We start from the raw sequence: 14,331 nt of genomic DNA, 5'->3' as shown, positions 1-14,331 counted from the left end.
CACGGGAATCACGCATGGAGTGGAACGAACAACCAAGTATTAGCCACTCGTGACACACCTTTGGGTGAACTTTAGGCTCTAGACACGGCCACCTTTCGGTGGCAGCTGGGGTATGGGTTGAGCATAATTTGACGGATTTCTCTGAATCCATTCTTTAGGTTCTCATTCGTAGACGGCAATGCCGTATGCGTCCGTAGATTTCATGAAGTGGAGAGGCTTTTGTCTATTCCAAATCTGGTCCCCAATTTGGCGTCTAAGCCAATTACCGCCTCACCAAGGGCTTCGGTGAGCGTAGTAATTCCAACACTCAATGAAGAAATGAATTTGCCTTGGGTTCTGCGACGGATGCCTTCCTACGTGGATGAAGTCGTCATCGTGGACGGGCGCTCCCACGACCACACCATCGACGTGGCCCGGGCACTCAGGGTCGACGTCGTGGTGGTGGCGGAACCGCGCAAGGGCAAGGGCATCGCTGTCCGCGCGGGCTTCGCAGCGGCTTCGGGAGACATCATCGTCATGCTCGATGCGGACGGGAGCATGGACCCGCAGGAAATTGGCTGGTTCGTATCTCCCCTCCAGCATGACTACGACTTCGTCAAAGGCTCGCGCTACGTAACCGGCGGCGGTTCGGAGGACCTGACCTGGCTGCGGAACACCGGCAACCGCGTACTGACGGGATTGGCGAACACCGTACTGAGAAGCAACTACTCGGACCTCTGCTACGGCTACATTGCACTGCGCCGGGAATGCCTCGAGGTTCTTGAATTGGAGTCGGACGGCTTCGAGATCGAGACGGAGCTGATCGTGAGGGCGGCCCGCGCAGGTCTCCGCATTGCGGAAGTGCCCAGCTTCGAACTTGACCGCATCTCCGGAGTCTCTAACCTGCAGACCTTCCGCGACGGCTGGCGGGTCCTGCGCACACTGGCCAGGGAGTGCACAACGTGGGAAGCGCCAACCGCGGGGGCAAGGCCCGAAGCCCTCCGGCGGGTGAAGTACACCTATCCAAATGTCCGGTTTGCCCGGACACCCACGGATCCGCAAAGCCTCCTTACCGCGGCGGAAGAAGCCTAAGGTGCTCAACTTCAATTTCAGGCCCTCCGCCTCCGTGGTCATCTGTTCCTACACGGAGCAGCGCTGGGAGCTGCTGATGGACGTCATTGACTCCGTCCACGCCCAGACGCTCCAGCCGAAGCAGGTGATCGTTGTGGTTGACCACAACGAGGACCTGTACAAGCGGCTCGTGGCCGCCGTGCAGGACGTCACCTTGGTGGAGAGTTCCGGGCTTCAGGGGCTCTCCGGGGCCCGGAACACCGGAGTGGGCCTGGCAACTTCCGAGATCGTGGCGTTTCTGGACGACGACGCCGTTGCGGCTCCCGACTGGCTCGAGAAGCTGACGGCCCTCTACGACGATTCCGATGTACTTGCCGTCGGTGGCAAGGTTGAACCGGTGTGGGAAGCCAGCCGGCCCGGTCACTTCGGCCCGGAACTGGACTGGATTGTCGGCTGCAGCCACCGCGGTATGCCACGAGTGGCCTCCGAAGTGCGGAATGTCATCGGCGCCAACATGTCCTTCCGGCTTCAGGTGCTCCAGCAGGTGGGTGGCTTCAACCTCTCCCTGGGCCGGCAGGGGACGAAACCGCTGGGATGCGAAGAGACCGAGATCTGCATCCGGGCATCCATCGGTTCCCCGGGGTCGCGCATCGTGTACGAGCCGGCGGCCCTGGTCCATCACTTTGTTCCGGTTCAGCGGGGGACGTTCCGCTACATGCTGGAACGATCCTGGTCGGAAGGCATCTCGAAGGCCCAGGTCAGCCACGTCGTGGGCCATAAACGGGCTCTGGGCCCGGAGCGGCGGTACGTGCGCAATGTCCTGCCGCGGGCCGTATTCTCCGCCCTGGCGGACTGGAGCCGCGGCGCCGACCCCCAGGGTTTGCGCCGGGCAGGCACCTACTTGGCGGTCCTGGCGGTCACAGCCGCAGGATACTTCCGCGGCCGCAGGATGGCCCAAAGCTCGGGATCGCTCCTGGCCGGCTCAACTCCCGTCCCCAATGGCCGCCCTTCCTGGAGGGAAGCCACGTGATTGATGTCGGAAATGAGTCCGTGGTGGCACCCGAGGACGCAGGACTGGACCTTGCACCGTCGATGCGGACCGAGTCGGTGCCCGACTGGGCCGGGGCCCTGTGGGTCGGCGCCGTCGATCTCAATTCGCTTGCGGGCTACACCCACCTGAGGCTCCAGGACTCCATGGGCTATCACCGCGCACGCCTGCTTGTGCGCAGCGGATCGTCCGTGCGCGGGTTCATCGACGTTGACGCGCCAGGCGGCGTCCTGGATTGCGGCGTCCTGGAGTCCGCGGCGGCGGCACTGCCCGCAGCCGCGGCGTCCCAGACGTCGTCGACGCCGTCGATCACCGTGATCGTGTGCACGCGGGACCGTGCTTCGTTGCTGCGTGGAGCGCTCACCGCGATCCTGCGCCTCGATTACCCGGACTTCGACGTCATCGTCGTGGACAACGGGGCAAGCACCGCGGAGACCCGTGACATGGTCCGTGACGAGTTTCGAAACCCCCGCTTGACCCTCGTCTCCGAGCCCAGGCCGGGGCTGTCGAGGGCGCGCAACGCCGGCTTGCGCAATGCGCGCGGAGACATCGTCGCGTTCACGGATGACGACGTCGTCGTGGACGAGTTCTGGCTTCGGGGTATTGCGGCCGGCTTTGAGCAGGCCCGCGATGTTGCCTGCGTGACGGGGCTGGTGCCGGCCGGTGAGTTGCGTTCGCCCGCCCAGGGTTACTTCGACGAACGTGTTAGTTGGTCCAAGACCATCGCACCGAAAGTCTTCTCCATGGCGGACCCTCCAGCCGATCTGCCGACATTTCCGTTCAGCGTAGGGGCCTTCGGTACCGGAGCGAACTTCGCGCTCGATCGACGGACCGCTCTGGCGCTGGGGGCCTTTGATCCGGCGCTGGGCGTGGGGACGCGTAGTGGCGGCGGCGAGGACATTGACATGTTTACCCGGGTGATCCTCGCGGGGCACTCGCTCGTGGTTCAGCCCTCCGCGATTGTCTGGCACCGCCACCGGGCGGAGCTGGAGGATCTTATTGTCCAGGCTCGTGGGTACGGCAAAGGGCTCGGATCGTGGCTGACAAAGATTCTCCTGAACCCGCGCACAGCTCGTCTGGCGGTTGCCCGAAGCCCGCAAGGTGCGCTGCATTTCCTGAGGAACGCACGGAATCACTCGCTGGGGCAAAGCGCGGCGACGGCGGCGGCGCCGGTCCCCCGGGACCGGCAGGTCGCGAAGGCCCTGCGGACCGAGCTTGTCTCCGTGGCCCGGGGACCATTCAGTTACCTCCTCGAGCGCCGGTCGGGGAAGACATAGGCAGGGCTTCAGGCCCCTGGCACGGCCGATGGCACACGCAGTTCCTGGGGGAACGCGTCTCGAGGGGACGCCGACTTCCGCGCAGTCCCCGCAGATCGATCAAGGAAGTATCAGCCATATGAGTCTCTTACTCCACGACGAAACACCAACCCCCGAGTCTCCGAAGCGATCGGTGTCGGCGCTGAGGGTAGACCGGCCTATTGACTTTGGGCTGGCGGGGTCCGGCCTCCTCCTGGCCGTCCTTATTCTGTGTGACCTGGGCGGTCCGGTGCTCGCGCCCGTGACCCTCCTGGGCTGTCTCGTGCTGCCAGGATGGGTCCTGGTCCGGCGGCTTCCCGACGCCGATCCGGCCGCACGGTTGGTCTGGACCGTGGCGTTTAGCGCAGCCGTCTACACCGTTCCAGCGGTGATCATGGCGTGGACCCACCTGTGGCATCCCCGGCCCGTGGCGGCCGCCATCCTGATTGCGGCATCGGCTTTGGTCGCCCTATTTCCCGCCGGGACTGGAACGGGGCGGCATTCAGTTCACGGGCATCCGGTCCGCGGACGTACGTTCAATTGGCGCTCCTTGCGGACTCTGGAGGCGTTCCGGGGCCGGCGTCCGTCCGCGTATCTGCCGTGGGCCGCCCTGGGCTTCGCCATGTTGCTGTGGGGCGTGGCCCTGGCCCTGACGGGCGAAGACCTCGTCGGTAGCAGGGGGCTGCTGACAACGTTTCCGCTGATCTGGTTCGTCGCCGTCGCCGCTGTCGTGGCGCTGTGTATCTGGGCGGTCGCGGCGCGAAAAATGGCGTCCACCGGCTTCCTGGCAGCCTCCACGACGGGGCTCGTCGCCATGCTCTACGCCTCGGCGGCCATGGTGATCAGTGTTCCCCGGCTGCCCTGGTCCTACAAACACATCGCCGTGACGAACTACATCGGGGCCACGGGCCAAGTGGATCCCTCGATCGACATCTACAACCGGTGGCCGGGTTTCTTCTCGGTCAGCGCCTTCATGGGTGAAGTTGTCGGCTACCGCAACGCTGTGGACTATGCGGCCCTGGCGGAGTTCGGTTTCGCCATGCTCGACGTCGTGATCGTCCTCGCCATTGCGCGGACCCTCACTTCCAACCCGCGGATCTACTGGACCGCGGCCCTGGTCTTTACCCTCAGCAACTGGGTGAACCAGAACTACTATTCACCCCAGGCATTTTCCTACACCCTGTACCTGACGATGTGCCTGATCGCACTGACCTTCCTCCGCGGCACGCCGATCCGCATTGCCACCCAGGTGGAGGGCCGGCTGCACAGGCTGCAGGAGCGGCTTAGGCGGGGGCTCCCGGCCGGTCCGCAGACTCATGCCCCCCACCCGAGCACTGCCATGGTCCTGCCGGCGGCGCTGGCAATTCTCTTCCTGCAGGCCGTGACGGTCGTAAGCCATCAGCTGACTCCATACATGGCCATCCTCTCGCTGTTCCCGCTCTTCGTCTTCGGCTACTTCAGGCCGAAGTGGATCGGTCCGGTGCTGGCGCTCATGGCGTTCGTGTACCTGCTGCCCAACCTCGACTTCGTGGCCCATAAGTACGGCGTCTTCAGCGGCTTTAACTTCTTCAAGAACGCAAGTTACACACTGCCCGCAGTCAGCGGGATCGACGACGGTTCCCGTTGGCTGTCCCGCACTCCCGATGCCCTTTCGCTCATCGTCGGACTGCTCGGGCTGGCAGGTTTCGTCCGCAACATGCTTCGAGGCAACGTCCGGCAGACGGTTATCGTCGCCTGGCTGGCGGTGGCGCCAATGTTCTGGCTCCTCGGTCAGTCGTATGGCGGGGAGGCCAAGTTCCGAGTCTTCCTCTTCGCCCTCCCGTGGCTGGCGGTCGGCGCGGCGTGGCTGTTCTGGTCGGGGCCCGTTCGAACCCGGAAAGCTGTGCTGGGGGCCACCGCTTCACTGACCATCATGGCCGTGCTGTTCACGATTGTGTACTTCCAGCAGGAAGCTAAATTCCGGGTACCCAAGGAAGACGTGGCGGCGGCGCAATGGCTCGACGCACGTGTGGGGGCCGGGGACGTAATTTTTGAGACCAACGCTTTCTTTCCGCTCCTGATAGGGCCGAACTACCCCAGCTACCTGGAATGGGGCAGGGTCACCTCGCTGACCAAGTTCATCCAGAAATCCCACGGACGCGTGAAACCGGAGGATGTGGAGCGCTACGCAAACAACAACTGGAAACCTGAGCGCATCTTCGTCGTTTTCTCTGACTCCCAGCTTGCAAAAGCGATCAAAGACAAACTATTCGATGTCAACATGCTCCCCGCTCTTGAACGGGAGCTAGCTGCAGGGGACAAAGCCGATCATGTATTCGACAATGGAGCCGTCCGCATCTACCAAATCAAAAAAACGGGTTAGTTTGGGCAGCGGAGGCGGGACTTACGCCAGAGTTGTGGCGATGGTCGTCGCCACCGCCCTCCTGATCGCCGTGGTCTGGTTTTTTTCGCGGGGATCCTCGACGACCGCCATGCCGGTAAGTATGCCCGTGGGGGACCTCCCGGGCTGGAAGCAAACCGGCGCCCAGGACTTCACGACGCCGGCCCGGATGGGCCAGGTGGGTGAGGTTTATGGCCCGGACATGCGGGGTTATCACGATCTCGAGGACACCTCCGGCGAGGGTCGCTACACACCGGATTCCGTGCTCTCTGTGAAAAGCGGAAAACTCGACTACTACCTGCACTCGAAGAACGGCACGCCACGGGTAGCGAGCGTTGTCCCCTTCGGCTACGCCGGCCAGACCTATGGCCGCTACTCGATCCGGTTCCGGTCCGACAAGCTGCCTGGCTACAAAATCGCCTTTATGCTCTGGCCCTCGAGCGATGACTGGATTGAGGGCGAGATCGACTGGCCTGAAGGCGAACTGATCGGGAAGATGTACGGCGTCTCGGCCATCAAAGATTCGACACTCAAAGGACCGGCCCGGTTCGACCCTTCCACGCGCTACTATTCGCGGACCGACGCGACCGACTGGCATGTGGCGACGACGGAATGGACGCCCGGCAAAGTGAAGTGGTTCTGGGACGGGGAGTTAGTGGGTGAGACCTCTATTTCCGAAGGGGTTCCCAACACCAATATGCGGGTGACCCTGCAGGCTGAGACCAAGGATGGAGCGGACTCGTTCTCACCCGACACTGAAACTTCCGGACATCTGGAAATCGATTGGGTCGTGCAGTATGCCTACGCGCCCTAGCCTCCCACCCGTCACCGGGACGGAGGTGAAGGCCTAATGCAGCACGAACCGACGTGTTTTGGGGGACTTCTCCGGCAGGATTCGCCAGCCATCATTTCCGTTGTTACAGGGGAGCAGCACATGGAAGACCCTACAAACCGCCAGCCCGATCCCGGGGAATGGAGCGGCGAGCAGCCGGATATTCACCCGACGATTGCGATGGCGCTCCGGGCCCTCGACGCCTCCGGACTGCCCTGGGTGCTGCTGCGCGGCGAAGATGACCTGGTCCGACCACGCGGCGATGTGGACATCCTCGTAGGAGAGGGCCAGAGCCAGCGCATGGACGCGCTGCTGGCTGGTGTGGGATTCCGGCGGGTCCTGGCCCGCGGGCACGGAAGCCACCGGTTCTACTTCAACTACGACGCCGAGGAAGATCTGTGGCTCAAACTGGACATCGTCTCGGAGATCTCCTTCGGACGGTTTCAACAGTGGCACACCCCCCTGGCCGGTGGCTGCCTCAAACGGCGCATCCGCAACGGACTGCTTTGGCTCCCCGCAACAACCGAGCAGGCATGGCTCCAGCTCCTGCATACCATGCTGGACAAGGGCGGGGCGGTCCGGCCTGAGCAGATGGAAACCGTCCGGGTCGCCGGCGCGCTGGCCTCGACTTACGACTTCATCGCGGCGTACGTAGACCGGCAAGTGGGACCCGGCACCGCCGCGGAGCTGCTGAAGCTGGTCCGGTCTGGCAGCTTTGACGATTTTCGTGATCCGGCCCTGCGCATGGCGTCAGCCCTGACCCGGAACGCACCCCTGCGCACGCGCCTGACCGTGTTGCGAAACAGGGTGCTCCGGCTGCTCAGCCCCACCTTCCCCAGTCGCTTCAGCCGTGGGCTTGTGGTTGGTGTGACGGGACCGGAAGGTGCGGGCAGGACGACGCTGCTGCACCGGCTCTGGGAGAACTTTCCCATTCACAGCCGCTACATGTCCCTGGGCAGGCAGGGGCCCGGACGATGGGACAGCTGGATCACGCGGATTCCGGGCGGGCGGCGCGGCCTGACACTCATCAGGCAGCTCCGGGGCGCATTGGCCGCAAAATACCATTGCCTTCGGGGCCACAAGGTTGTTGCACACCGGCCGGCCTACGACATTCCAATGCCGGGTTCAGCCGGGACCACTGCCGGAAGCAGGACCGAATCCGCCACGGCCTTTGCGCTGGGGCCCGACCCCGACGCGCTGCTCGTGCTCGACGCGCCTGGCCGGATCTCGTTCCCGGGGAACGGCGGGCACCTGGCCGAGGTCTTCGAAATACGGCGTCACGCCCATCTGAAAAAGGCGAAGCGGCACCCGAGGACGTGGGTGCCTGATGTTGCCCAGCCTCAGCCGCTCCTGCAGCGCGCTGCCACCGGTACTGTCGTGGGACAGCTGGCGGGATCCGCCCCCGGCCCGGCCGAATCCGCGCAGCCCGATTCGCAGGCGCCGGAACCCGGGGAGCAGCCGTGAACTTCATCGACTCAGTACTTCGCGAGCACTACGACGAGTGGGGCCTCGCGGCATTCGGGCTGGGCCCGCAGTGGGACACCGTCATGATTACGCCGCAATTCACCACCTCCCGGCACGTGGTGGGGCTGATCTTCGCGGGTGGAACCCGCCGTCCCGCCCTTGTGGTCAAGGTACCGAGGTGCCCGGGCGATAACGAAGGCGTCCAGCGGGAGGCGGAAATGCTGCGTCAGCTCACCGCCCTCAGTGGCGGGCGGGTGGAAGGAATCCCCCACACTGTGGCGACCCTGGAGAGGGGGAAACACACCGTCCTGGTGGAGACCGCTCTGACCGGAATTCCGCTGGACCCGCAACGGGTCGCCGGGGATCTCGCCGGGGCGGTCGCCCTGGGCGTGGACTTTGTAGCCGGCCTGCCTTGCACCCGGCCGGGACCTGACAACGGGGACTGGTACGGGCGGACTGTCGAGCGCCCGCTGGAGGCCCTCGCCTCGCTGCTGCCGGGGGACGCCGAAGTGTCCGCACTGGTCCGCCGCACCCACGAACTGCTGGGGCCACTGCGGGACAGCACGCTGCCGGCCGTGTTCGAACACGCCGACTTGAGCCACCCGAACCTCCTGGTGCAGGCCGGCGGCGGGCTCCAGGTCATGGACTGGGAACGGTCGTCGCTCTACGGAGTGCCGGCACACGACCTCGTCTTCTACCTCCAATACCTCAGTGAATCGTCCGACATGGCGTTTTCCCGGGTCGCCCAGCTTGCGGCCTTCGACAAAGCCTTCGGGCCCGGCGGGTGGGCCCTTGCGCCACTGCGTGAGCATCTGGTGTTCAGGGACATTGATCCGGGGCTGCTCCCGTTGCTGGTCATTGCGGCCTGGGCGCGCTCGACCGCCACGCTGTCCTTCCGGCTTGCTTCCGAGGACGTACCGGCGCCGGGGTCGGCGCAGCTGCGGGCCGCTATCCTGGACGACCGCGATTTCTGGCTCTGGCGGCACGTCGTCACGAGCTACTGACGTGGGGGGCTGGCTTGGATAAAATCAGGGTCCCACGGTCCAATAATCCGACGCCCCGACGGATCGGCCAGGCCGATACCTCGCCGGGTTGAGCAGAGAGGCCAGTCATGGAATTCGCCCCGGCCAACGACAATCCGTTGGATCCTTTTCCCCATTACGAGAGAATGCGGGAAGCCGCACCCGTCTTTCACGACGAGCAGTCGGGGAGTTGGCACGTCTTCCGGTACGACGACGTGCAGCGGGTGCTGTCCGAACATGCCAGGTTTTCCTCACGGATGCGCGGCGAGGATTCCTCCGAGACAGGTCACCTGTTCGCCTCGAGCCTGATCACCACCGACCCGCCGCGGCACCGGCAGCTGCGCTCACTGGTGACCCAGGCGTTCACGCCAAAAGCTGTCGATGCGCTCGCTCCCCGGATCTCAAATCTCACGAAGGAGCTTCTGGAGGGGATCGCTGCCCTCGGAACCGCGGACCTGATCCAGGCGTTGGCCTACCCGCTGCCGGTCATCGTGATCTCGGAACTCATGGGCATCCCCACCGAGGACCGTGACCGCTTCAAGCAGTGGTCCGATGTCATCGTGAGCCAAACGCGGACCAGTGCGACGAATGAGGACCACCAGGCCACCAACGCGGAGATGACCGGGTACTTCCTGGACCTGATCGAACAGCGGCGGAGCCGGCCCGGCACCGATTTGATCAGCAACCTGCTTTCCGCCGAGATTGACGGGCAGAAACTGAGCGTGGCCGAACTGCTGGGCTTCTGCGCCCTGCTGCTCGTCGCCGGCAACGAGACAACCACCAACCTGATAGGCAACGCGGTCCTTTGCTTTACAGAAGTGCCGGGAACCATGGAGCGGTTACTGACGGAGCCATCCCTGCTTCCGCAGGCCATCGAGGAAGTGCTGCGCTTCCGGTCACCCGTCCAGTCCATGTACCGGGTGACGGTTGCCGACACCACCCTCGGCGACGTTCAGATTCCTGCCGGCGCCCCGCTGGTGGCCTGGATCGGCTCCGCAAACCGCGACGAGCGGCAATTCCAGCGGGCCGCCCGGTTCGACATCGACCGGGACCAGATCCGGCATCTGGCGTTCGGCCACGGCATCCACTTCTGCCTCGGGGCCCCGCTTGCGCGACTTGAAGCAAGGATCGCGCTGGAGGGCATCCTGTCCCGGCTGCCCGGACTGACCCTGGACCCGGGATCGCGCCTCGAACGGATGGAAAGCACCATCATCTACGGGCTGAAGTCGCTCCCGGCCCGCTGGCAGGCAGCCTGATCGCAAGGCTGCCCCGGATTCGCCGACGGACCGCGGTTCACGGCAAGATGTGACCATGGAGAACACGGATCAGCGGCCCTGGGTGAAGAACTACCAGCCGGGCGTCCCGGCTGACATCGAATTGCCTACCGAGTCGCTCGTCGCCATGCTGGAACGTTCCGTGGCTGAGGCTGGAAGTGCCCCCGCGCTGGAGTTCTTCGGCCGCCGCACCAGCTACACCGAACTCGGCGAACAGGTCGACCGGGCCGCCGAGGGCCTGCGGCGGCTGGGTGTCCGCGCCGGTGACAGGGTGGCCCTGATCCTGCCGAACTGCCCGCAGCACGTCGTCGCCTTTTATGCGGTGCTGCGCCTTGGCGCCGTCGTCGTCGAACACAACCCGCTGTACACTTCCCGGGAACTCAGCCACCAGTTCGAGGACCACCAGGCCCGCGTCGTCATCACCTGGGACAAGGCCGCGGCAGCCATCCGTGACTTCCCGTCCGACATCGAGATTGACCATGTGGTCTCCGTGAACCTCCTCGAGGCGTTTCCGGCCATCAAGCGCCTTGCGCTGAAGCTGCCCGTCGAGAAACTGCGTGAGTCCCGTGCGGCGCTGACCGGCCCTGCGCCGGGAACCATCCCGTGGAAGCAGCTCCTCAGCCACGGACGCCTCGCTCCGGAACATCCCCGCCCCTCGGTGGATGACCTCGCCGCGATCCAGTACACCTCCGGAACCACCGGCCGTCCCAAGGGCGCCATGCTCACCCACTTCAACCTGTACTCCAACGCCCTCCAGGGTGAGGCCTGGATGCAGGGGGCCGAGTACCGCAAGGAAGTCTTCTACGCGATCCTGCCGATGTTCCATGCCTTCGGCATGACGCTCTATCTCACCTACGGCATCCGCAAGCAGGGCCTGCTTGTGCTGTTCCCCAGGTTCGACCCGGACCTGGTGCTGGATGCCATGAAGAAGTCGCCCGCCACGGTCTACTGCGCGGTGCCGCCGATCTATGAGCGCACCGCCATGGCCGCCAAAGAGAAGGGCATCTCGCTCCGGTCCTGCAAGTACTGCATCTCCGGGGCCATGAACCTGCCGGATCATGTCGTGGAGCTGTGGGAATCGGTTTCCGGCGGGCTGCTCGTGGAGGGCTACGGCATGACCGAGTCCTCTCCGGTGGCGCTGGGCAACCCCTTCCACCCCACACGCCGGAACGGCACCATTGGCGTGCCGTTCCCCTCGACAACCATGAAGGTCGTCGACCTGCACGATCCCACATCCGAGGTGGCGCCGGGCGAACCGGGGGAGCTGCTGCTGAAAGGCCCGCAGGTGTTCCAGGGCTATTGGAACAACCCGGAGGAAACAGCCAAGACCCTCACCGCCGACGGCTGGCTGCGGACCGGCGATGTGGTGACCGTGGACAAGGACGGTTTCACCACGATCGTTGACCGGGCCAAGGAGCTCATTATCACCGGCGGCTTCAACGTCTCACCCACCGAAGTGGAGTCGGTGCTGCGCCTGCACCCGGACGTCATGGACGCTGCCGTCGTCGGCAAACCACTCGAGCGGGGAGGTGAGATGGTGGTCGCCGCCGTCGAACTTGAACCTGGCGCCACGCTGGACGAGGACGCCCTCCGCGGTCACTGCCGCGAGCACCTCGCCGGGTACAAGGTTCCCAAGCGGATCGTTGCCATCCCTGATATGCCGCGTTCGATGCTCGGCAAGATCCTGCGCAAGCAGGTACGCGAAAGGGTGCTTCCGACGCTTTGACTCCGGGTCGGAACAGAGCTGGCGACGGCATGACTCGCCAGTCGAGGCGCGCGCCGCCGACCTCTGGCGGCCAGGGCTGGCTGGGCGAGTAGGTACTCGTGGAAACCATGCCCTGCTCAAGTGGATCCGGATGGCCCGGGCCAGAAACGGCTACGGGTGACACCCGGCGGTGCAGACCGTAGGCTTCAGCTACCACGGCTGTTTGGTCGCTGGTGTGTCGTGAATGATGCAGCTGATTGCGGTGGCGAGCAGCTCCTCGTGGCAGCTAACTGGTAACCCGGCCAAGGAGGTCTCACGCCCATGGTCCCATCGCTTCGCAGCGGCGCCCGGACCCCGCCGGGACACGCCCGACGGCGGCGCCCATGACTGCTGACCCGCGCACCGGCCAGCCGAGCGTGCACCCGACAGTAGCCAAGGCCTTTAGCGCCCTTGACGGAACGGGGCTGCCCTGGGTCCTGCTCCGCGGCGAGGACGACCTCGCCGCGCCCTCCGGCGACGTGGACATCCTGGTGGCCCCCGGGTTGCTGCCGGGACTGGACGGGCTGATGAACGGGATCGGGCTGTGCCGGGTGCGCGCCGCCGGACACGGAAGCCACCGCTTCTACTTCGGCTACGCGGACTCCGGTGAGCTGTGGCTGAAACTGGACATTGTCACGGAGATCTCCTTCGGGCCCTTCCAGCAGTGGCGGACCCCCTTGGCGCCGGGCTGCCTCGAGCGGCGGGTCCGGAACGGCGGGTTGTGGATGCCGGCGCCGTCCGACCACGCCTGGCTGCAGCTGCTCCATCTGGCGCTGGACAAAGGGGAGATCCAGCCGCAGCGGAAAGAAACCGCCCGGGCTGCCGCCGCCGTCGCGATGCCGGAGGACCGTATCGCCCAGTACCTGGATCAGCGCGGCGGGGCAGGTGCCGCCGCGCAACTGCTGGAACTGGTGCGGTCCGGCAGATTCGACGATGCGCCCGCCATGGCCGCCCGGCTGAGGTCCGGCTGGACCGCCGGAGCGCCCCTGCGCACGCAGGCACTCGCCCTGGCGAACCGCGGGCTGCGCCAGCTCAGCCCGAGGCTCCCGGGCCGGGGCCTGATGGTGGGGGTCATGGCCCCTGACGGGGCCGGCAAGACCACACTGCTCCACGGCCTGCGCGCCGAGTTCCCGATCCCCACCGCTTACGTCTATATGGGACTGTGGGGTGCGGGTCCCTGGGACGCCTGGCTCCACCGGGTCCCCGGGGGACGGACCACGAAGAAGATGTTCCGGGTCCTCAAAGGCGGCATGGCCGCCCGGTACCACCGGTTCCGCGGACGGGTGGTGCTGATGGATCGGGTCGCCTACGACGCCCTGCTGCCCGGCGCTGCGGACAGTCAACCCAAAACCCGCCTGTCCAACGCCCTGGCAGTGCGGTTGGCCGTGGCTCCTGACCTGCTGCTGATCCTGGACGTTCCGGGGGAGGTGATGTTCACCCGGAAGGGCGAACACACGGCGGACATCTTGGAGAAATGGCGGCAGTCCTATCTCCAGCTGGCCGACAGCCTGCCGGGAGCCCGCATTCTCGACGCCGCACAGCCCCAGCACCTGGTCCAGCGGCTGGCCACGAAAACGGTGTGGGGCCGGATGTGCCCCGGGACGCCGGAGACCTCCGGGTCAGGCCCGGGCGATGCTGCCGCACTCTCGCTGCACTTATGGCGGCTGCTCGACTGGCGCTTCCTGGTGCCGGTGTTGCAGCCCCGCAGCGTGGGCTACGGCGGCGCGGTGGGCCCGGACCTGATGGCGGCGCTCCATCTGCTGGACCCCGGCGCCGTCCGCATCCAGTCGCCGCGCGACGGCACCCCGGCCGCTTCATTTGAGGTTGTTCTGCTCAGGGAGCCTGCGCTGCCGCTTTTCGAGGACGCCGCAGCCGCGGTCCAGCCCGGCGGGTGGATCTGCGCCCAGGTGAAACGGTCGTTCCTTCGGCGCTCCGGCCCGCGCACGCTGGCCGGGTGGAAGCGCACCTTTGAGCGGCACGGTTTCGAAGACGTCAGCGTCTACTGGCACGCGACGAACCTGGACAGCCCGGAGCGCCTGGTGCCGACAGCGTCAGCCACCGCGGTCCTGGACACCCTGTCGCTGCACGAGGGAGTCCGCTTCGGATTGGCGAAGGCCGTCATTGCACGGTTGGCCCTGATGGTCCGCTTGTTCGACGTGGCGGTCCCGGAGGGAACCGTGACGGGCCGCCGGCCGGAGAACCGGGACCGCTGAGTCTGGGGC

10 protein-coding genes are annotated in these 14,331 nt (G+C 65.5%); all 10 read left to right on the top strand.

Features of this window, described 5'->3' with window-relative positions; translation table 11 throughout:
* The first annotated feature begins 207 nt into the window (after positions 1-207).
* The 10 genes from QCD75_RS03410 (at position 208) to QCD75_RS03365 (ending at position 14,322) form a co-directional block, all read left to right on the top strand.
* Complete coding sequence (locus QCD75_RS03410; RefSeq protein ID WP_441005434.1) at positions 208-1,071, top strand: glycosyltransferase family 2 protein; 864 nt, start codon at positions 208-210, stop codon at positions 1,069-1,071.
* A 1-nt stretch (position 1,072) separates the two neighbouring features.
* A complete protein-coding gene (locus tag QCD75_RS03405; RefSeq protein ID WP_301225755.1) occupies positions 1,073-2,080 on the top strand; it encodes a glycosyltransferase family 2 protein in 1,008 nt (335 codons plus the stop codon).
* Entirely contained in the window at positions 2,077-3,375 is a 1,299-nt protein-coding gene (locus QCD75_RS03400; RefSeq protein WP_301225753.1) for a glycosyltransferase family 2 protein, read from the top strand. The genes QCD75_RS03405 and QCD75_RS03400 overlap by 4 nt, the downstream gene beginning before the upstream one ends.
* 118 nt (positions 3,376-3,493) lie before the next feature.
* Positions 3,494-5,755: a hypothetical protein gene (locus QCD75_RS03395; RefSeq protein WP_301225751.1), complete on the top strand. Its 2,262-nt coding sequence runs from the start codon at positions 3,494-3,496 to the stop codon at positions 5,753-5,755.
* A gap of 40 nt (positions 5,756-5,795) precedes the next feature.
* Complete coding sequence (locus tag QCD75_RS03390) at positions 5,796-6,587, top strand: glycoside hydrolase family 16 protein (protein ID WP_301225749.1); 792 nt, start codon at positions 5,796-5,798, stop codon at positions 6,585-6,587.
* A 120-nt stretch (positions 6,588-6,707) separates the two neighbouring features.
* Positions 6,708-8,069 (top strand): hypothetical protein, encoded by a 1,362-nt coding sequence (locus QCD75_RS03385; RefSeq protein ID WP_301225747.1) that lies wholly within the window; start codon positions 6,708-6,710, stop codon positions 8,067-8,069.
* Positions 8,066-9,073, top strand: a complete 1,008-nt coding sequence (locus tag QCD75_RS03380; RefSeq protein WP_301225745.1) for an aminoglycoside phosphotransferase family protein — start codon at positions 8,066-8,068, stop codon at positions 9,071-9,073. Before QCD75_RS03385 ends, QCD75_RS03380 begins: the two co-directional genes overlap by 4 nt.
* A gap of 107 nt (positions 9,074-9,180) precedes the next feature.
* Positions 9,181-10,347, top strand: coding sequence for a cytochrome P450 (locus tag QCD75_RS03375; RefSeq protein WP_301225743.1), 1,167 nt, complete (start codon positions 9,181-9,183; stop codon positions 10,345-10,347).
* A 55-nt stretch (positions 10,348-10,402) separates the two neighbouring features.
* On the top strand, positions 10,403-12,091 hold the full coding sequence (locus QCD75_RS03370; RefSeq protein ID WP_301225741.1) for a long-chain-fatty-acid--CoA ligase: 1,689 nt from the start codon (positions 10,403-10,405) through the stop codon (positions 12,089-12,091).
* Between the two features lie 362 nt (positions 12,092-12,453).
* Positions 12,454-14,322, top strand: coding sequence for a hypothetical protein (locus tag QCD75_RS03365; protein ID WP_301225739.1), 1,869 nt, complete (start codon positions 12,454-12,456; stop codon positions 14,320-14,322).
* The last annotated feature ends 9 nt before the right edge of the window (positions 14,323-14,331 follow it).

It is taken from the genome of Arthrobacter sp. PsM3, from assembly GCF_030433895.1.
Classification (GTDB): domain Bacteria; phylum Actinomycetota; class Actinomycetes; order Actinomycetales; family Micrococcaceae; genus Arthrobacter.
Note: the sequence above shows the minus strand (reverse complement) of the source record. Positions and strands in the feature narration are given on the sequence as shown.

Excerpts from the sequence above, each read along its gene's own strand:
- QCD75_RS03370 (WP_301225741.1), top strand. The coding sequence starts at position 10,403 with ATGGAGAACACGGATCAGCGGCCCTGGGTGAAGAACTACCAGCCGGGC.
- QCD75_RS03390 (WP_301225749.1), top strand. The coding sequence starts at position 5,796 with ATGGTCGTCGCCACCGCCCTCCTGATCGCCGTGGTCTGGTTTTTTTCG.
- QCD75_RS03395 (WP_301225751.1), top strand. The coding sequence starts at position 3,494 with ATGAGTCTCTTACTCCACGACGAAACACCAACCCCCGAGTCTCCGAAG.
- QCD75_RS03375 (WP_301225743.1), top strand. The coding sequence starts at position 9,181 with ATGGAATTCGCCCCGGCCAACGACAATCCGTTGGATCCTTTTCCCCAT.
- QCD75_RS03385 (WP_301225747.1), top strand. The coding sequence starts at position 6,708 with ATGGAAGACCCTACAAACCGCCAGCCCGATCCCGGGGAATGGAGCGGC.
- QCD75_RS03365 (WP_301225739.1), top strand. The coding sequence starts at position 12,454 with ATGACTGCTGACCCGCGCACCGGCCAGCCGAGCGTGCACCCGACAGTA.